The sequence below is a fragment of the Bradyrhizobium diversitatis genome (genome assembly GCF_016031635.1).
In the GTDB taxonomy this organism is placed as follows: domain Bacteria; phylum Pseudomonadota; class Alphaproteobacteria; order Rhizobiales; family Xanthobacteraceae; genus Bradyrhizobium; species Bradyrhizobium diversitatis.
On record NZ_JACEGD010000008.1, the window covers coordinates 143372 to 161474 of the forward strand.

At 64.7% G+C, this 18103-nt stretch carries 17 protein-coding genes and 1 pseudogene; 13 read left to right on the top strand and 5 right to left on the bottom strand.

Features of this window, described 5'->3' with window-relative positions:
• The first annotated feature begins 26 nt into the window (after positions 1–26).
• Entirely contained in the window at positions 27–908 is an 882-nt protein-coding gene (locus H1B27_RS09780; protein WP_197965905.1) for a DMT family transporter, read from the top strand.
• Between the two features lie 15 nt (positions 909–923).
• Here H1B27_RS09780 and H1B27_RS09785 read toward each other — a convergent pair whose 3' ends face one another.
• The 5 genes from H1B27_RS09785 to gntR form a co-directional block, all read right to left on the bottom strand.
• The gene (locus H1B27_RS09785) at positions 924–1190 is read right to left on the bottom strand and encodes a hypothetical protein (RefSeq protein ID WP_197965906.1); all 267 of its coding nucleotides are present in this window, start codon (positions 1188–1190) and stop codon (positions 924–926) included.
• 99 nt (positions 1191–1289) lie between these two features.
• Complete coding sequence (locus H1B27_RS09790) at positions 1290–2036, bottom strand: SDR family NAD(P)-dependent oxidoreductase (protein ID WP_061876810.1); 747 nt, start codon at positions 2034–2036, stop codon at positions 1290–1292.
• A gap of 18 nt (positions 2037–2054) precedes the next feature.
• Positions 2055–2786, bottom strand: coding sequence for an SDR family oxidoreductase (locus tag H1B27_RS09795; protein ID WP_061876838.1), 732 nt, complete (start codon positions 2784–2786; stop codon positions 2055–2057).
• Positions 2787–2918: 132 nt separating this feature from the next.
• Positions 2919–4748, bottom strand: coding sequence for an IlvD/Edd family dehydratase (locus tag H1B27_RS09800; protein WP_061876809.1), 1830 nt, complete (start codon positions 4746–4748; stop codon positions 2919–2921).
• A gap of 124 nt (positions 4749–4872) precedes the next feature.
• Complete coding sequence (gene gntR / locus H1B27_RS09805; protein WP_197965907.1) at positions 4873–5973, bottom strand: HTH-type transcriptional regulator GntR; 1101 nt, start codon at positions 5971–5973, stop codon at positions 4873–4875.
• A gap of 201 nt (positions 5974–6174) precedes the next feature.
• On the opposite strand from gntR, the gene H1B27_RS09810 reads away from it, so the two are divergent.
• From H1B27_RS09810 to H1B27_RS09865, 12 genes and pseudogenes are all read left to right on the top strand, one after another.
• Positions 6175–7242: an ABC transporter ATP-binding protein gene (locus H1B27_RS09810; protein ID WP_061876807.1), complete on the top strand. Its 1068-nt coding sequence runs from the start codon at positions 6175–6177 to the stop codon at positions 7240–7242.
• Between the two features lie 54 nt (positions 7243–7296).
• Entirely contained in the window at positions 7297–8616 is a 1320-nt protein-coding gene (locus tag H1B27_RS09815) for an ABC transporter substrate-binding protein (protein WP_197965908.1), read from the top strand.
• Positions 8617–8716: 100 nt separating this feature from the next.
• On the top strand, positions 8717–9634 hold the full coding sequence (locus tag H1B27_RS09820; protein ID WP_197488609.1) for a carbohydrate ABC transporter permease: 918 nt from the start codon (positions 8717–8719) through the stop codon (positions 9632–9634).
• Entirely contained in the window at positions 9627–10550 is a 924-nt protein-coding gene (locus H1B27_RS09825; protein ID WP_061876804.1) for a carbohydrate ABC transporter permease, read from the top strand. The genes H1B27_RS09820 and H1B27_RS09825 overlap by 8 nt, the downstream gene beginning before the upstream one ends.
• A gap of 64 nt (positions 10551–10614) precedes the next feature.
• Positions 10615–11601 carry a D-erythronate dehydrogenase gene (gene denD / locus H1B27_RS09830; RefSeq protein ID WP_061876803.1) on the top strand — a complete coding sequence of 329 codons (987 nt, stop codon included), beginning with the start codon at positions 10615–10617 and terminating at the stop codon, positions 11599–11601.
• Between the two features lie 26 nt (positions 11602–11627).
• A complete protein-coding gene (locus tag H1B27_RS09835; RefSeq protein ID WP_061876802.1) occupies positions 11628–12596 on the top strand; it encodes a sugar kinase in 969 nt (322 codons plus the stop codon).
• A 25-nt stretch (positions 12597–12621) separates the two neighbouring features.
• Positions 12622–13272, top strand: a complete 651-nt coding sequence (gene eda / locus H1B27_RS09840) for a bifunctional 4-hydroxy-2-oxoglutarate aldolase/2-dehydro-3-deoxy-phosphogluconate aldolase (RefSeq protein ID WP_061876801.1) — start codon at positions 12622–12624, stop codon at positions 13270–13272.
• 59 nt (positions 13273–13331) lie between these two features.
• On the top strand, positions 13332–14501 hold the full coding sequence (locus H1B27_RS09845) for an acetyl-CoA acetyltransferase (protein ID WP_061876800.1): 1170 nt from the start codon (positions 13332–13334) through the stop codon (positions 14499–14501).
• 122 nt (positions 14502–14623) lie between these two features.
• The gene (locus H1B27_RS09850; protein WP_061876799.1) at positions 14624–14830 is read left to right on the top strand and encodes a hypothetical protein; all 207 of its coding nucleotides are present in this window, start codon (positions 14624–14626) and stop codon (positions 14828–14830) included.
• Positions 14831–14959: 129 nt separating this feature from the next.
• Positions 14960–16159 (top strand): annotated as a pseudogene (locus H1B27_RS09855) (CaiB/BaiF CoA transferase family protein).
• 146 nt (positions 16160–16305) lie between these two features.
• Positions 16306–17442 carry a thiolase family protein gene (locus H1B27_RS09860; RefSeq protein WP_197965909.1) on the top strand — a complete coding sequence of 379 codons (1137 nt, stop codon included), beginning with the start codon at positions 16306–16308 and terminating at the stop codon, positions 17440–17442.
• Complete coding sequence (locus H1B27_RS09865) at positions 17439–17798, top strand: Zn-ribbon domain-containing OB-fold protein (protein ID WP_061876796.1); 360 nt, start codon at positions 17439–17441, stop codon at positions 17796–17798. Before H1B27_RS09860 ends, H1B27_RS09865 begins: the two co-directional genes overlap by 4 nt.
• Positions 17799–18103: the final 305 nt, after the last annotated feature.

Sequence of the window (18103 nt, forward strand, 5' to 3'; positions counted from 1 at the left end):
CTGACCGAAAGCCATCGGGAGGAATCGTGGGCGAGGTTCTCGGCGTTCTTGCCGCCGTGTTGTCGAGCGCGCTGGGCGGGACGTCCATCGGTGCCACGCGCTATCTCGTGGGGAGCATCGATCCGCTCGCGATCGGCTCGTTCCGGTTCGGCATCGGCTTTCTCCTGTTGCTGCCGCTGGCGCTGCTGCGCGGCGATCGCTGGCCGAAGCGAGGGGATTGGGGTGCCGCCGTCGCGCTCGGCATCCTGTTCTTCGCGCTGTTTCCGATCCTGTTCAACGCGTCGCTGATCTTCACGACCGCCGCACGCGGCGCGCTGGCTCTGTCGACGCTTCCGTTGCTGTCGCTCGTGATCGGGGCTGCGCTCGGCGCCGAAGCCTTGACCTGGCGCAAATCGGTCGGTGTCGTGATCGCGACCATTGGCGTTGCTGTGGCGCTTCTGTCCGATCTGACCTCAGCTCCGTCGGGCGCCTGGCGCGGCGATCTCCTGATGATAGCGGCCGCACTGTGCATGGCCCTGTACGGCATCTGGTCGAAGCCGCTGATCCGGCGCACCAGTCCGATCGCCTTTACGACCATGAGCATGGCGGCCGGCGCGGCCTGCCTCATCCTGCTCTCGTCCATCCGCGGCAGCTTTGCGCCCGTCGCGGGCTTCGGGCTGCCGCAGTGGCTGGGAGCCTTCTATCTGGGTGCCTTCGGCGCAGCGCTGACCTTCTATCTCTGGGCCTTCGCGCTGGAGCGGACGACGCCGACGCGCGTCGCGATCTCGGTGACGGTCAATCCGGTCACGGCATCGCTGGTCGGGGCCTGGCTGCTGAACGAGCCGCTGCGCTGGAATTTAGCGGCCGGCATCGTCGCGGTGTTTGCCGGGATCTGGGTCGCGACGACCGCGGGCAAAGGCGCGCGATAAGCAAGCCTGAGGTCTTCATGAAGCGGATCGCTGAGGCTCCTCAATCGACCGCAGCGTGACCGACTTGATGCCATAGTGCATGTGACTGTAGCGCTTGACGTACTCCCAAGCGCTTTGCCTCGCTCCTATCAGACCCGTGAAGCGGAAATTGAGAGGTCGACCACTGATCTTCACCAGCCAATACCAGTCCTCCTGCTCGACGGTGATAGGAGCCTGCTCTGGCGCCTCGACGGCGGGACGCAGGAACCACTTGTCGTCCTTGGCTTCCCAATAGAACTCCATCAAGCTCTCCTCATCGCAGTGGAAGATGCGGACGTTGAGTCCTCCGCCTCGAACCGCACGCGCCGCACAGGCATCCGCCTTCCCGAATCATGGCGCTCCTCAATAGGTCGCGCGTCCGCCAGAGATGTCGAACACCGCGCCGGTCGAGAACGCGCAATCCTCGGATGCGAGCCAGGCCACCATCGCGGCGAGCTCTTCCACCAGCACGAACCGTCCCTTCGGAATCTTCGACAGCATGAAGTCGATATGCTGCTGCGTCATCTGGTCGAAGATCGCGGTCTTCGCCGCTGCCGGCGTCACCGCGTTGACGAGGATGTCGTGGCCGGCGAGCTCTTTGCCGAGCGATTTCGTCAGCGCGATCAGTCCGGCCTTGGACGCCGAATAATGCGCCGCGTTCGGATTGCCTTCCTTGCCGGCGATCGAGGCGATGTTCACGATGCGCCCGTATTTCCGCTCGAGCATCGCCGGCACGATAGCCTTGCTCACGATGAAGGGACCGTCGAGGTTGATGCGCAGCACCTTGCGCCATTCCTCCAGATCAGTCTCCCAGACCGGCTTGTTGATTCCGGCAATGCCGGCATTGTTGACGAGAATGTCGATCCTGCCGAAGGCGGCCAGCGTGGCATCGCGCGCCTGCTCGACGGCCGCGGTGTCGGTGACGTCGACCTTGAAGACTTTCGTTTCGCCGCCAATCTCTTTTGCCGTCTTCTCGGCGAGTGCAGCGTCGAAATCCCAGATCGCGACCTTGGCGCCGGAGGCGACGAAGCGTTCGGTGATGGCGCGGCCAAAGCCCTGCGCGCCGCCCGTGACGATGGCGATGCGGCCGTTGAGATCGATCTTGTTCATGAGATCTGCTCCCGAGCGTCAGAGCATGTATCCGCCGTCGACGACCAGATCGACGCCGGTGGTGAAGGCGCTCTCGTCGCTGCCGAGATAGACCGCCATGGATGCGATCTCCTCGGCGGTGCCGAGCCGGCCCATCTTCTGGCGGGAGATGAACATCTCCTTGCCCTGCGGTCCTTGCGCGGCGGCGCGGTCGAGCATCGAGGGGGTCTCGACGGTACCGGGGCAGATCGAGTTGCAGCGGATGCCCTTGGTGATGAAGTCGAGCGCGACCGCGCGCGTCAGCAGCGATACCGCCGCTTTCGACGCGCTGTAGACATAGCGATTGGCCGGCGGCCGCAGCGCCGCGCAGGACGAGATGTTGACGATGCTGCCGCCGCCGCCCGCGAGCATGTCGGGCAGGAACGCCTTGATGGTCCGGTGCATCGATTTGACGTTGAGGTCGAACGAAAAGTCGAAATCCTCTTCCGAGCATTCCAGGATGGTGCCGTGGTGCACGAATCCCGCCGCATTGAGCAGAACGTCGATCTTGCCGACGCGCTTGGCAAAGGCGTTGACGTCGGCGGTGTTGCGGACGTCGAGCCTGGCGACCTCGGCGATGCCTTCCTTGGTCAGGCTCGCGATTCCGGGCTCGTTGATGTCGGTGGCGATCACGGTTGCGCCTTCGCGCGCGAATGCGATGGCGCATGCGCGCCCGATGCCTGCCGCAGCAGCCGTGATGACGGCGCGCTTGCCCTTGAGGCGGTCTGCCATGTTGTTCTCCTTTGAATTGTCTCTCGTCATTCCGGGGCGCGACGCAATCGCGAGCCCGGAATCCATAACCACGATCGGGAATATGGATTCCGGGTCTGCGCCTTGCGGCGCATCCCGGAATGACAATCTTTCCTAGTGGTTATCCCGCGCCACGCCAAACGTGCCGGCGACGTTCTGATAACGCGTGGCAAGCTCCATGCAGGCACCCGTCGACTGCTGGCCGACGGTGTTGCGGTAGATCTCCTGCCAGGGCGTCTGGTTCGGCGGATGCTTGAAGCCGCCATTGGCCCTGAGCTCGGCGTGGCGCTTCTTCAACTCCTCGTCCGAGATCATGATGTTGGCGCTGCCCTTGTTGAGGTCGATACGCACCTTGTCTCCGGTCTTCAGGATCGCAAGACCGCCATTGGCGGCGGCTTCCGGCGAAGCATTGAGGATGGAGGGCGAGCCCGAGGTGCCGGACTGGCGGCCGTCGCCGATGCAGGGCAGGGACAGGATGCCGCGTTTGATCAATGCTGCCGGCGGCTGCATGTTCACGACCTCGGCGCCGCCGGGGTAGCCGATCGGACCGGTGCCACGGATGAACAGCACGCAGCGCTCGTCGATGTCGAGCGAGGGATCGTCGATCCGCTCGTGGTAATCCTCCGGCCCTTCGAACACGATGGCGCGGCCTTCGAAGGCATTGAGGTCCTTCGGATTGCTGAGATAGCGGTCGCGAAATTCCTTGGAGATCACCGACGTCTTCATGATCGCGGAATCGAACAGATTGCCCTTCAGCACCAGGAAGCCGGCATCCTTCACCAGCGGCTTGTCGTAAGCCCAGATCACGTCGTTGTCGGGCGCCGGCGCATCCTTGCAGTTCTCGCCGATGCCGCGGCCGTTGACCGTGACTGCATCCTCATGGATGCGCTTGTGCTTCATCAACTCGCGCACCACCGCCGGCACGCCGCCGGCGCGGTGGAATTCCTCGCCGAGATAGAAGCCGGCCGGCTGCATGTTGACGAGCAGGGGCACGTCGTGGCCGACTTTCTGCCAGTCCTCGATCGAGAGCTCGACGCCGATGTGGCGGGCCAGGGCGTTGATGTGGATCGGCGCGTTGGTCGAGCCGCCGATGGCCGAGTTGATCACGATGCAGTTTTCGAACGCCTTGCGGGTCAGGATGTCCGAGGGCTTCAGGTCTTCCCAGACCATCTCGACGATGCGTTTTCCGGTCTCGTAGGCGATCTGGCCGCGCTCGCGATAGGGGGCGGGGATCGCCGCGCAGCCCGGCAGCGAGAAGCCGAGCGCTTCGGCAAGCCCGTTCATGGTCGAGGCGGTGCCCATCGTGTTGCAATGGCCGACTGAGGGCGCCGAGGAGGCCACGATCTCCATGAACTCTTCATAGTCGATCTCGCCGGCCGCGAGCCGCTCGCGCGATTTCCATACGATGGTGCCGGAGCCGGTGCGCTCGCCATTGTGCCAGCCGTTCAGCATCGGTCCGCCCGACAGCACGATCGCGGGCAGGTTCACGGTGGCCGCCGCCATCATGCAGGCCGGCGTGGTCTTGTCGCAGCCGGTGGTGAGCACGACGCCGTCGAGCGGATAGCCGTAGAGGACCTCGACCAGGCCGAGATAGGCGAGGTTGCGGTCGAGCGCCGCGGTCGGGCGCTTGCCGGTCTCCTGGATCGGGTGGGTCGGGAATTCCATCGCGATGCCGCCGGCTTCGCGGATGCCCTCGCGGACGCGATGGGCGAGCTCGATGTGGTGGCGGTTGCAGGGAGAGAGATCGTTGCCGGTCTGGGCGATGCCGATGATCGGCTTGCCCGACTGCAACTCGGCACGGGTAAGGCCGTAGTTCAGGTACCGCTCCATGTAGAGCGCGGTCATGCCCGGATTGTGCGGGTTGTTGAACCATTCCTGCGAGCGAAGGTGGCGGCGAGAACCGTTGCTGCCGGCGGCATGCCCATTGGTTGGTTTCTTTGTCATTGGTTTCTCCTGCAATGCAAACGCGCTGGCGTCCGTCTCATGGTGTCGGCATGTGCGATGCCCAACGGCGCGAGCGATGATCTGCCTTCCCGGCTGGCGGGTCGTTTCCTCACGAGTCCGAATACTAGTCGTGGCTACTTGGTAACGCTATCATTTTGTTCACCGCGCCCGCGCCGGAAACGACTGGCCTGCTGTCCGAACGTCGTGCCAACGAGCTTTGACGCTCGATCACCTTGAAGCCGAGATCGAGCACCGGCTGCTCCGGGCGCCGCCCTTCGATCGCGTTGATCAGCATGGTGGCGGCCGTCTTTCCCATCTCGTAGCGGTTGGTGCGGATGCTGGTGAGGGTGGGGACGGCGGAGGCCATGAATTCGAGGTCGTTGAAGCCGACGATCGCGATCTGCCCGGGGACTGCGATCTCCCGGCGCCGGGATTCGAACAGCACGCCGAGCGCGAGGTCGTCATTGGCGCAGAACACCGCATCGATGTCGGGCTCCCGCGCCAGGAGATCGGTGAACAGGGCTCCGCCGAGCGTCACCGAAGTCGGCGTGGCCGTCGTGACGACGAGGCGCTGCTCGAACAGTCCGGCGTCCTCCATGGCCGAGACATATCCGTCCAGCCGCCGCTGCACCCGCGGGTCCATGCGCGCACCGACGAAGCCGATCCTGCGGTGACCTTGCTCGAACAGGTGCGCAACCGCCGCGCGGGCTGCATCATAGTGCGAAAAGCCGATCATCATGTCGACCGGATCCGGCCCGATCTCCATGATCTGCACGATCGGGCAGTCCGCGGCCTCCAGCATCGCGCGGGACTCGGCGGTCTGGTCGATGCCGGTGACGATCAGCCCGGCCGGCTTCTGCGCCAGAAACAGGCGCAGCAACTTCTCTTCCTGGAGAATGCTGTAGCGCGTGTTGGACAACTGGATCGAGTAACGGCTGCCCTCTGACGCGTCATAGATGCCGCGCAGCACGTCCGAGAACACGTTATTGGTGAGGGAGGGGATCAATACACCGATGACTTCGGTGCGTTGCGAGGCCAGTGCGCGTGCGGCAAGGTTGGGCACATAGCCGAGCTCCTTGGCGGCGCTCTCGACCCGCGTCCGCTTGGCAACCGACAGGGCCTCCGGATTGCGGAAGAAGCGGGACGCGGTAATCGGGCTGACGCCGGCGAGCTCGGCGACTTCGGCCAGCCGGATTTTGCCTGACTTGGTGCGTTTTCGACCCATTTGCTGCTCTTAACACAGTCAGTCCTGCAAACAAAGGAACGTTGACAGCGCTACCAGCAACGACTAACCAAAGACAAATTGCCAAAACCGCACAAACTACCGACAATGTCGCCCGCTAAGATCGGGCTTCGTTCGGTGAAGTCTGAAAAACAAGACGGTCGCGGCGCGAGAGGCGTCGTGGACTTTCGAGGAGGGAGCTAGATGTCGTCTGTGCAAATCCGCGACGTGCGGAAATCGTTCGGCAATTTTGAAGTCCTGCACGGCGTGACGATTCCGATCGAGGATGGCCAGTTCGTCGTCCTGGTTGGCCCCTCCGGCTGCGGCAAGTCAACGCTTTTGCGCATGCTCGCCGGTCTCGAGAACATCACCTCCGGCACGATCTCGATCGGCGACCGCGTCGTCAACAATGTCCAGCCCAAGGAGCGGGACATTGCGATGGTGTTCCAGAACTACGCGCTCTATCCGCACATGACGGTGGCCGAGAACATGGGCTTCTCGCTGAAGCTGCGCAATGCCGGCTCGGACGAGATCAACAAGCGCGTCAAGCGCGCCGCCGAGATCCTCGCGCTGTCGCCGCTGCTCGACCGCTACCCGCGCCAGCTTTCCGGCGGCCAGCGCCAGCGCGTCGCCATGGGCCGCGCCATCGTGCGCGATCCGCAGGTCTTCCTGTTCGACGAGCCGCTGTCGAATCTGGATGCCAAGCTGCGCGTCGCGATGCGCACCGAGATCAAGGAGCTGCACCAGCGGCTGAAGACCACGACCGTCTACGTCACCCACGACCAGATCGAGGCGATGACCATGGCCGACAAGATCGTCGTCATGCATGACGGCATCGTCGAGCAGATGGGCACGCCGCTCGAGCTCTACGACAAGCCCGACAACCAGTTCGTCGCGGGCTTCATCGGCTCGCCCGCGATGAACTTCCTCAAGGGTCATGTTCGCGTCAACGGCGTTGCCACCTTCGAGGGACCGAACGGCGTCAAGCTGCCGCTCAAGACCGCGCCGGCGGGCTCCGACGGCCGGCCCGCAGTCTACGGCGTGCGGCCGGAGCACTTCACCATCGCCGATGACGGCGCCGAGGCAGAGATCATCGTGGTCGAGCCGACCGGCTCGGAGACGCAAGTGTTCGCCAAGGTCGGCGGCGAGCAGGTCGTCGCGGTCTTCCGCGAGCGTCACCAGTTCAACCCGGGCGACAAGGTGCGGCTGAAGCCCGACCCGTCACTGGTTCATCTGTTCGACGATGCGACAGGCAAACGCATGAACGCCTAGCGCATCAGACCACGAAGCATAAGACGACAAAAAAAGCATCACAGGGAGGATAACATGCAAGACTTTACCCGCCGGACTCTGCTTCAGGGCGGAACGGCACTGGCTGCGACCGGCATGCTGACCGGGCCGGCGCTGTTCGACTTCGCCAAGGCCTGGGCGCAGAGCGCGCCCTGGAAGGCCGAGCCCGGCGCCAAGCTGACCGTGATGCGCTGGAAGCGCTTCGTGCCGGCCGAGGACGATGCATTCAACGCGATGGTGGCTGCGTTCAAGGCTGCCACCGGCACCGAGATGAACGTGTTCAGCGAATCCTTCGAGGACGTGCAGCCGAAGGCCTCGGTCGCGGCCAATACCGGCTCCGGGCTCGATCTTGCCTGGGGCTTGCACACGCTGCCGCAGCTCTTCCCCACCAAAGTGCTGAAGATGAACGACGTCGCCGATTATCTCGGCAAGAAATATGGCGGCTGGACCGATGCGGCCGCCAAGACCTGCAAGCTCGGCAACGACTGGCTCGGCATTCCCGTCGCGACCAACGGCGGCTACATGAACTACCGCAAATCGGCGCTCGACAAGGCTGGCTTCAAGGAATTCCCGAAGGATTTCCCCGGCTTCCTCGAAATGTGCAAGGCCCTGAAGGCCAACAACACGCCGGCCGGCTTCGCACTTGGGCATGCATCGGGCGACGGCAATTCCTGGCTGCACTGGGTGCTGTGGGGGCACGGGGCCTACACGGTCGACCAGAACGACAAGATCATCATCAATTCGCCGGAGACGGCGAAGGCGCTGGAGTATTGCAAGGCGCTGTATGAGAGCTTCATCCCGGGCACGGCATCCTGGAACGACTCCTCCAACAACAAGGCATTCCTCGCCGGAGAGCTCTATTGCACGGCGAACGGCATCTCGATCTACGTGGCCGCCAAAACCGACGCGAGCAAGAAAGAGCTTGCCGCGGACACCTATCACGCGCTCTGGCCGGTCGGTCCGGTCGGCAAGCCGACGGAACTGCAGCTCGCGCTGCCGATCCTCGCCTTCAACTTCACCAAATATCCGAACGCGGCGAAGGCCTTCGTCGCCTTCATGCTGGAGAAGGAGAACTACGAGAAGTGGCTGGATGGCGCGCAGGGCTACCTGACCCAGACCTTGAACGCCTATGAGACGGCGCCGATCTGGACGGCGGATCCCAAGAACACCGTCTTCTCGCAGGCCTCCAAGCGCACGCTGCCGGCGTCCGGTATCGGTACGGTCGGCGAGAAGGCGGCGACCGCAATCGCCGATTTCATCGTCGTCGACATGTTCGCCAACTACTGCACCGGCGCCAAGGATACGAAGGGCGCGATGGCGGATGCCGAGCGCCAGCTGAAGCGCATCTATCGCTGACGGTCACGGGGCGGGCGGCCCTTCGGCCGCCCGCTCGTCAACATTTCGATCAGGGATATCGGGCATGGCTGATGTCGCAATTCCCCGGGCCAAGCCTCAGATGAGCGAGGCGAGCGCCTGGACCCAGCTCAAATACAATCGCAACTGGCTCGGCTTCTGGTTCATGGTGCCGGCCATGGCGTTCCTGATCTTCTTCCTGGCCTATCCGCTCGGGCTCGGCATCTGGCTGTCGTTCACCGACACGCGCATCGGCAGGGTCGGGCAGTTCATCGCCACCGAGAACTACGAGTGGCTCTGGGACGACTCGATCTTCTGGCTTTCCGTATTCAATACGCTGCTCTACACCTTCGTCGCCAGTGCCTTCAAATTCGCGATCGGACTCTATCTCGCGCTGCTGCTCAACGAGCACATGCCCTTCAAGGCGATGCTGCGCGCGATGGTGCTCATCCCCTTCATCGTTCCGACCGTGCTCTCGGCACTCGCCTTCTGGTGGATCTTCGACTCGCAATTCTCGATCATTTCCTGGTCGCTGAAGCAGCTCGGCCTGATCAGCCAGAACATCAACTTCCTCGGCGACACCACCTGGGCGCGGATTTGCGTGATCTTCGCCAATGTCTGGCGCGGCGTGCCGTTCGTCGCGATCACGCTGCTCGCGGGCCTGCAGACCGTCTCGCCCTCGCTCTATGAGGCGGCAACGCTCGACGGCGCCACGCGGTGGCAGAATTTCCGCTACATCACCTATCCGCTGTTGACGCCGATCATCGCCGTCGTGATGACGTTTTCAGTGCTCTTCACCTTCACCGACTTCCAGCTGATCTGGGCGATGACGCGTGGCGGCCCGGTCAACGCAACCCACCTGATGGCCACGCTGTCCTATCAGCGGGCGATCATCGCCGGGCAGCTCGGCGAGGGCGCGGCGATCTCCAGCGCCATGATCCCGTTCCTGCTCGCTGCAATCATGGTCTCCTGGTTCGGCCTGCAGCGCCGCAAGTGGCAGCAGGGAGAGAGCAATGACTGATCTTCCTGCCTCGAAAGTCGATCTCAAGTCGGTCATATCGGCGCCGTCGCGCGTCGACAACAGCGAGGGCATGAGCTACCTGCAGTCGGTGCCGCGCAGGCTCGTGACGCTCTATCTGCCGCTCACGATCATCGTCGTGGTCCTGCTGTTCCCGTTCTACTGGATGGCGCTGACCTCGGTGAAGCCGGACGAGCAGTTGCTCGATCTCGACAAGTACAATCCGTTCTGGACCTGGAATCCGACGTTCAAGCACTTCCACAAGCTGCTGTTCGAGAGCTACTATCCGCACTGGCTCTGGAACACGATGTACGTGGCGATCTGCGCCACGGTGCTCTCGATCGTCGCATCGGTGTTCGCGGCCTATGCCATCGTGCGGTTGCGCTACAAGGGCGCCAATCTCGTCGGGGGGCTGATCTTCCTCGCCTATCTCGTACCGCCGTCGATCCTGTTCATTCCGCTCGCCACCGTCGTGTACCAGTACGGCCTCTTCGACTCGCCGCTGGCGCTGATCCTGACCTATCCGACGATCCTGATCCCGTTCTCGACCTGGCTGTTGATGGGCTATTTCAAGACCATCCCCTTCGAGCTCGAGGAGTGCGCGCTGATCGACGGGGCGAGCCGCTGGCAGATTCTGGTCAAGATCGTGGTGCCGCTCGCGATTCCCGGCCTGATCTCGGCCTTCATCTTCTGCTTCACGCTATGCTGGAACGAGTTCATCTATGCGTTGACCTTCCTGCAGTCGACCAGCAACAAGACGGTGCCGGTTGCGATCGTCAACGAGTTCGTGGACGGCGACATCTACCGCTGGGGGTCGCTGATGGCCGGAGCCCTGGCCGGTTCGCTGCCGCTCGTGATCCTTTACGCCTTCTTCGTGGAGCATTATGTGTCGGCGATGACCGGCGCCGTGAAGGAATGATCGCGGGGCTTGCCGAGGGCGCATCAGGAGCGGTGCGCTCCTGCCAATAAGAAGGAGTAGGCTCTTGCACATTCTGGTTCTGGGCGCCGCCGGCATGGTCGGCCGCAAACTCTGTGAACGGCTGCTGCGCGACGGCCGGCTCGGCAAGAGCGACATCACGAGATTGACCATGCATGACGTGGTCGAGCCCAAGAAGCCGGAAAAGGCCGGTTTCCCGGTCGAGACCGTGTCGGGCGATTTCGCCGTGCCCGGCGCGGCCGAGAAGCTGATCGCCGGCCGCCCCGACGTGATCTTCCATCTCGCCGCGATCGTTTCGGGCGAAGCCGAGCTCGACTTCGACAAGGGCTACCGGATCAATCTCGACGGCACGCGGATGCTGCTCGATGCGATCAGACTCGTCGGCGGCGGCTACAAGCCGCGCGTCGTCTTCACGTCCTCGATCGCGGTGTTCGGCGCCCCGTTCCCGGATGCGATCGGCGATGAGTTCTTCCACACCCCGCTGCTCAGCTACGGCACCCAGAAGGCGATCGGCGAACTCCTGCTCGCCGATTATTCGCGCCGCGGCTTCCTCGACGGCATCGGCATCCGCCTGCCGACCATCTGCATCCGCCCCGGCCTGCCCAACAAGGCGGCATCGGGCTTCTTCTCCAACATCCTGCGCGAGCCGCTCGCCGGCAAGGAAGCGGTCCTCCCCGTGTCCGAGGACGTCCGCCACTGGCACGCCACGCCGCGCTCGGCCGTCGGCTTCCTGTTGCACGCCGGCACCATGGACCTCGCCACCGTCGGCCCGCGCCGCAACCTGACCATGCCGGGCTTGTCGGCAACGGTCGGCGAGCAGATCGCGGCCTTGAAGCGCGTCGCCGGCGAGAAGGTTGCCGCCCGCATCAAGCGCGAGCCGGATCCTTTCATCGTCGGCATCGTCGGCGGCTGGCCGCGCAATTTCGACCCGAAGCGTGCGCGCGAGCTCGGCTTCACCACGGCCGAGAAGACTTTCGACGATATCATCCGCATTCACATCGAAGACGAGCTCGGCGGCAATTTCGTCGCCTGAGACCTCTGACTGAGCGGGCCCTAGTGATGGCGAGCGTTGCCTGCATCGGCGAATGCATGGTCGAGCTCAGGCAGGCGCAAGGAGGTGCGTCCGCCGGGCAGGGGGGCGGCCTGTACTCACGCGGCTTCGGCGGTGATACCCTCAACACCGCCGTCTATCTGGCGCGACTCGACGTCAAGGTCGACTATCTCACCGCGCTCGGCGATGACGGTCTCAGCGATGAGATGATCGCGGCCTGGAACGCGGAGGGCGTCGGCACGCGGCGTGTCGTGCGGCTGGTGGGCAAGCTGCCCGGCCTCTACATGATCCAGCTGGATGCGAAGGGCGAGCGGCAGTTCTTCCACTGGCGTGACAGCGCGGCGGCGCGGCAGCTGATGAGCCTGCCGGAAACGGACGAGATCCTCAATTCGCTGATGAGCTACGACATCGTCTATCTCTCCGCGATCACGCTCTCGATCTACGATGCGCCCGGGCGCGAGCGCCTGTTCGCCGCGATCAAGCGCGCCCGCCTGCTCGGCACCCGCTTCGTGTTCGACACCAACTTTCGCGCACGCGGCTGGCCGGATCGCGATGTCGCCCGCGAGGTCTTTGCCGCAGCCTTCGCGATCGCCGACATCGTGCTGACCTCGACCGAGGACCTGCTCGCGCTCTATCCCGGCGAGAGTCACGACCAGCTGATGGCGCGCCTCCCGAGCCCGGAGCTGGTGTTCCGGCTCGCCGAGCCCGTCAGCCTGCTGCGCTTTCCCGGCGGGACCAGCGAGGTTCGCGCCGAACCCATGACGAAACCGGTCGTCGACACCACCGCCGCCGGCGACAGCTTCGCCGCGGCCTATATCGCGGCGCGCCTCGCCGGTTCCGATCCGGTCGAGGCGGCCCAGGCCGGACATCGCCTCGCCAGCCTCGTGATCTGCTATCCCGGCGCCATCATTCCGGGCTATGCCATGCCCCCGAAGAAGCGGCACCGGCCGGCGGCCTCTCGCCAGGCCAGCAAGTGAAAAGCGACCAAATGAATCGAGTCCTATGACCACGTCCGCCCAACAGAACCACCTCGTCGCGCTGTTCAAGGCGGCGACCGTCATTCCCGTCCTCACCATCGAGCGTATCCAGGATGCGGTGCCGCTGGCACGTGCGCTGGTTGCCGGCGGCGTCCGCACGCTGGAGGTGACCCTGCGCACCCCCGTCGCGATCGAAGCCGCGAGGGCGATGATGGCCGAGGTGCCCGAGGCGGTCGTCGGCATCGGCACGATTCTCAATCCGGCCGACTTCACCCGCGTCGAGAAGCTCGGTGTCGCGTTCGGCATCAGCCCGGGCCTGACGCCCGATCTGCTGAAGGCAGCAACCGACAGCTCCTTGCCGTTCGCGCCGGGCATTGCCACGGCCTCCGAACTGATGATGGCGCTGTCCTACGGCTTCGACGTCGCAAAGTTCTTCCCGGCCGAGCAGGCCGGCGGCATCAAGGGCCTGCGCGCCCTCGGCGGGCCGTTCCCGAACGTGCGGTTCTGCCCCACCGGTGGCGTCGGCGAGGCCAATGCGGCGAACTGGCTGGCGGAGCCCAACGTGGTCGCGGTCGGCGGCTCCTGGCTATGCCCAATGGCGGAGATCCGGGCCGGGAACTGGGCCGGCATAACTGCCATCTGCCAGCGCACCGTCCAGGCCCTGAAAGCCGCGTGAAGTCTTGCCATCTCTGGGCTAAGACTTAGCTCAGGAAGAGATCCCAGGGAGAGAACATCATGACCGCCAGCATCGTCGGATGGGCGCATACGCCGTTCGGCAAGTTCGACACCGAAACCGTCGAAAGCCTCGTCACCCGCGTGGCCAACGAAGCGCTGGCGGACGCCGGCATTTCGGCCGGCGACGTCGACGAGATCGTGCTCGGCCATTTCAACGCCGGCTTCTCCCCTCAGGATTTTACCGCCTCGCTGGTGCTCCAGGCTGACCCGAAGCTCCGCTTCAAGCCGGCGACCCGCGTCGAGAACGCCTGCGCCACCGGCTCCGCCGCCGTTCACCAGGGCCTGCGCGCGATTGCCGCAGGGGCTGCCAAGATCGTCCTGGTCGTCGGCGTCGAGCAGATGACGCGCACCCCTAGCGCCGAGATCGGCAAGAACCTGCTCAAGGCGTCCTACCTGCCCGAGGACGGCGACACCGTCGGCGGCTTCGCCGGCGTGTTCGGCAAGATCGCCAGCTCCTATTTCCAGAAATACGGCGACCAGTCCGATGCGCTGGCGCTGATCGCGGCCAAGAACCACAAGAACGGCGTCGCCAATCCCTTCGCCCAGATGCGCAAGGACTTTGGCTTCGACTTCTGCCGCGCCGAGAGCGAGAAGAACCCTTACGTCGCAGGCCCCTTGAAGCGCACCGATTGCTCGCTGGTCTCCGATGGCGCCGCGGCGCTGGTGCTGGCCGATGCCGAGACCGCCAAGGGCATGAGCAAGGCGATCGGCTTCCGCGCCACCGCGCATGCCCAGGACTTCCTGCCCATGAGCAAGCGCGACATCCTGCAGTTCGAGGGCTGCACGGTCGCCTGGCAGCGCGCCCTGGAGAAAGCGGGCGTGACGCTGTCCGATCTCTCCTTCGTCGAGACCCATGACTGCTTCACGGTCGCCGAGCTGATCGAGTACGAAGCGATGGGCCTGACGCCGAAGGGGCAGGGCGCCCGCGCCATCAAGGAAGGCTGGACGCTCAAGGACGGCAAGCTGCCGGTCAATCCCTCCGGCGGCCTCAAGGCCAAGGGCCATCCGATCGGCGCCACCGGCGTCTCGATGCATGTGATGACCGCGATGCAGCTCGCAGGGCAGGCCCCCGAGGGCATGCAGCTCAAGAATGCCAAGCTCGGCGGCATCTTCAACATGGGCGGGGCTGCGGTCGCCAACTACGTCTCCATCCTGGAGCCGCTGAAGTAGACTCTCGTAGGTGGGCAAAGGCGCGCAAGCGCCGCGCCCACCTTTTCCTTGCGTTAGATCATGGTGGGCCCGCTTCGCTTGGCCCACCCTACGGCTCCTGATTGATTGGCGAGACGCGCATCATGAGCAACGACTACGAAGACTCTCTCTCCCTCGACGCACTCAACGACCGCATCGCGATCCTCGAGGACAATATCCGCCAGCTCATCGAGCAGGCAGCTGCCGCCTCGGGCGAGCAGAACGAGTCGCGCATCGCCGACCGGATCAGCCAGCAGAACGAAGAGCTCGACCGGCTCCTGAAGATCCGGGAATCCCGCCAGAAGAAATAGCGGCCGATATCGCCGCCGCGCTGCGCATGCCGCCATACGCCGCCCGCCCTTGCGCGAGCGGCGGCGCTGCCGTTAGCTGGACCGAATTCGCGGGCCGCGTCTTGAGCCTCGCGCATTCGGGAGCAAACGATGGGGCCGCTGAAGGGCATCAAGGTCATCGACATGACCACCGTGTTGATGGGTCCCTATGCGACCCAGATGCTCGGCGACTAAGGGGCTGATGTCATCAAGGTGGAGTCGCTGGACGGCGACGTCACCCGCCTGATCGGCCCGATGCGACACGCCGGCATGGGCCCGGTGTTCCTCAACACCAACCGCAGCAAGCGCTCGATCTGCCTCGATCTGAAAAAGCCCTCGGGGCGCGAGGCCGTGCTGCGGCTGCTCAAGGACGCCGACGTGCTCGTCTACAACGTCCGTCCGCAGGCGATGGCGCGGCTTCAGCTCGGTTACGATGTCGTTTCCGCCATCAACCCGCGCCTCGTCTATGCTGGCGTGTTCGGTTTCGGTCAGGACGGGCCCTACGCCGCAAAACCGGCCTATGACGATCTGATCCAGGGTGCCACCGCGCTGCCGGCGCTGATGGCGCAGACCGGCGACGGCGTGCCGCGCTACGTGCCGAATGCGCTGGTCGACCGCATCGTCGGCCTCACCGCCGTCGGGGCGATCTGCGCCAGCCTCGTGCACCGCGACCGCACCGGCCGCGGGCAGCGCGTCGACATCCCGATGTTCGAGACCATGGCCGGCTTCGTCATGGGCGATCACATGGGCGGGCTCACCTTCGAGCCGCCGCTCGACAAGGGCGGCTATGCCCGCCACCTCTCGCGCGACCGCAGGCCCTACAAGACCTCGGACGGCTATCTCAGCGTCATCATCTACAACGACAAGCAGTGGGAGAATTTCTTCAAGGCCACCGGGCGCGACGATCTGCGCGCCGATCCCAAATTCGCGACCTTCGCGGGTCGCGCCGCCAACATCGATGTGGTCTACGCCGAGCTTGCGCGCGTCTTCGAGACGCGCACCACGGCCGAGTGGATCGACCTGCTCACCAGGGCCGACGTGCCGGTCATGCCGATGCACGACCTCGCCTCGATCCTGCACGACGAGCATCTGGAGGCGACCGGCTTTTTCCCCGTGGTCACTCACCCGACCGAAGGTCCGATTCGCAGCATGAAGGTGACGGCGACCTGGTCCGAGACCGAGGCCGAGCCGGTGCGCCTGGCGCCGCGGCTCAATGAGCACGGCGCGGAGATTTTGCGCGAGATCGGCTACTCCCAGGACGAGATCGCCGCCATGGTCCGCGATGGCGTCACGCGCGCGGCTCCGGAGTAGGAGGAGGTGATGGCCCATACTCTCTCATCCGTCATTCCGGGGCGCGCCGTTAGGCGCGAGCTCGGAATCCATACTCCCGATGGTGATTATGGATCCCGGGCTCGCGCCTTCGTCGCGCCCCGGAATGACAGAGGAGAAAGCCCGCCATGAGCTTCATCACCGGCGTCGGCCTCACGCCGTTCGGCAAGCACGAAGGCTCGTCCTCGCTCGACCTGATGAGCAAGGCCGCCCAAGCCGCGCTCGACGATGCCGGGCTGAACCGCTCGGACATCGACGGCATCCTCTGCGGCTACTCCACCGTCTCGCCGCACATCATGCTCGCCACCGTGTTTGCCGAGCATTTCGGGATTCGTCCGTCTTACGCCCATGCGGTGCAGGTCGGTGGCGCCACGGGACTCGCGATGACGATGCTCGCGCATCAACTCGTCGACGCCGGCGTCGTGCGCCACGTGCTCGTCGTCGCCGGCGAGAACCGCCTCACCGGACAGAGCCGCGATGCCTCGATCCAGGCGTTGGCGCAGGTCGGCCATCCCGACTACGAGGTGCCGCTCGGCCCGACCATTCCCGCCTATTACGGCCTCGTCGCCAACCGCTACATGCACGAATACGGCGTGACCGAACAGCACCTCGCCGAGTTCGCGGTGCTGATGCGCAAGCACGCCTGCACCCATCCCGGCGCGCAATTCCACGATCCCATCACGGTCGCCGACGTCATGGCCTCCAAGCCGGTGGCGATGCCGCTCAAGCTGCTCGATTGCTGCCCGGTCTCCGACGGCGGCGCGGCGTTCGTCGTCAGCCGAGAGAGAACCGGGGAAGCGGGCGTGCGCATCCGCGGCTGCGCCCAGGCCCACACGCATCAGCATGTCACGGCAGCGCCCGCCCTCGGCGAACTCGGCGCCGAGATCTCTATCGCGCGAGCAAAGGCGGCCACGGGTCTCGCGATCTCCGACGTGTGCTATGCCGCGATCTACGACAGCTTTACGATCACGCTTGCGATGCTGCTGGAAGATCTGGGTCTTGCCGGCCGCGGCGAAGCGGCCGCGCGCGTCCGCGCCGGCCATTTCGGCCGCGACGGTGCCATGCCGCTCAACACCCATGGCGGTCTGCTCAGCTACGGCCATTGCGGCGTCGGCGGCGCCATGGCGCATCTGGTCGAGGCGCATTTGCAGATGACGGGCCGGGCGACGAATCGGCAGGTGCGCGATGCCTCGATCGCGCTGCTGCACGGCGACGGCGGCGTGCTGTCGTCTCACGTCAGCATGTTTCTGGAGCGGGTCAGATGAGCGAGCGTCTCGCGGACTGGACCAAGGGCGAAGAGGCGATCACGTTTCAGGCCTGTGACGCGTGCGGCCATGTGCAGTATTTCCACCGCGCCTTCTGCGCGGCCTGCGGCGCACCTGATCCGCGCGAGCAGCGTGCCAGCGGCAAGGGCAGGGTCTACGCGACCTCATTGGTCTGCCGCGCGGCAACACCCGAGACGCGCGCCCACGTGCCCTACAACATCCTGCTGGTCGATTGCGCCGAGGGGTTTCGCATGATGGCGCACGGCGCGAACGATCTCGCCATCGGCGATTCGGTCGTCGCGAGCTTCAAGCCCTTTGCGGGAAAGCTCGTGCCGTTCTTCACGAAGAGGGCCTAGCGGGATTCGTCATTCGGGGGCGGTCATGGGACCGAGCCTGGAACGGGTATTCTGGGCCTGGCCTGTGCGAGGGCCACCCCGGAATGACGAAAACGCTAAAACTCGAACTAACGCCCGTAGAACAAGATGCTGGCGATGACGAGCATCGCCGTCACCGCCAGCATATGCGCGAGCGCTCCCGAGGCCGCCCCCTTGGTGGCTTCCTTCATGCCGTTCTCTCCCTAGACTTGGGCATGACTCATCGTTGCGCGGTTAGCGCACATGATGGCCAATTGTTTTTACTCGGAACACCCCTTGCGAGTATC

What these genes read in the sequence shown, in the direction of transcription:
- gntR (WP_197965907.1), bottom strand. Translation starts at nt 5,973, where the DNA reads ATGGGTCGAAAACGCACCAAGTCAGGCAAAATCCGGCTGGCCGAAGTC.
- H1B27_RS09795 (WP_061876838.1), bottom strand. Translation starts at nt 2,786, where the DNA reads ATGGCAGACCGCCTCAAGGGCAAGCGCGCCGTCATCACGGCTGCTGCG.
- H1B27_RS09825 (WP_061876804.1), top strand. Translation starts at nt 9,627, where the DNA reads ATGACTGATCTTCCTGCCTCGAAAGTCGATCTCAAGTCGGTCATATCG.
- H1B27_RS09815 (WP_197965908.1), top strand. Translation starts at nt 7,297, where the DNA reads ATGCAAGACTTTACCCGCCGGACTCTGCTTCAGGGCGGAACGGCACTG.
- H1B27_RS09810 (WP_061876807.1), top strand. Translation starts at nt 6,175, where the DNA reads ATGTCGTCTGTGCAAATCCGCGACGTGCGGAAATCGTTCGGCAATTTT.
- H1B27_RS09860 (WP_197965909.1), top strand. Translation starts at nt 16,306, where the DNA reads ATGAGCTTCATCACCGGCGTCGGCCTCACGCCGTTCGGCAAGCACGAA.
- H1B27_RS09820 (WP_197488609.1), top strand. Translation starts at nt 8,717, where the DNA reads ATGAGCGAGGCGAGCGCCTGGACCCAGCTCAAATACAATCGCAACTGG.
- H1B27_RS09790 (WP_061876810.1), bottom strand. Translation starts at nt 2,036, where the DNA reads ATGAACAAGATCGATCTCAACGGCCGCATCGCCATCGTCACGGGCGGC.
- H1B27_RS09800 (WP_061876809.1), bottom strand. Translation starts at nt 4,748, where the DNA reads ATGACAAAGAAACCAACCAATGGGCATGCCGCCGGCAGCAACGGTTCT.
- H1B27_RS09865 (WP_061876796.1), top strand. Translation starts at nt 17,439, where the DNA reads ATGAGCGAGCGTCTCGCGGACTGGACCAAGGGCGAAGAGGCGATCACG.
- H1B27_RS09845 (WP_061876800.1), top strand. Translation starts at nt 13,332, where the DNA reads ATGACCGCCAGCATCGTCGGATGGGCGCATACGCCGTTCGGCAAGTTC.
- H1B27_RS09850 (WP_061876799.1), top strand. Translation starts at nt 14,624, where the DNA reads ATGAGCAACGACTACGAAGACTCTCTCTCCCTCGACGCACTCAACGAC.
- eda (WP_061876801.1), top strand. Translation starts at nt 12,622, where the DNA reads ATGACCACGTCCGCCCAACAGAACCACCTCGTCGCGCTGTTCAAGGCG.
- H1B27_RS09835 (WP_061876802.1), top strand. Translation starts at nt 11,628, where the DNA reads ATGGCGAGCGTTGCCTGCATCGGCGAATGCATGGTCGAGCTCAGGCAG.
- H1B27_RS09785 (WP_197965906.1), bottom strand. Translation starts at nt 1,190, where the DNA reads ATGGAGTTCTATTGGGAAGCCAAGGACGACAAGTGGTTCCTGCGTCCC.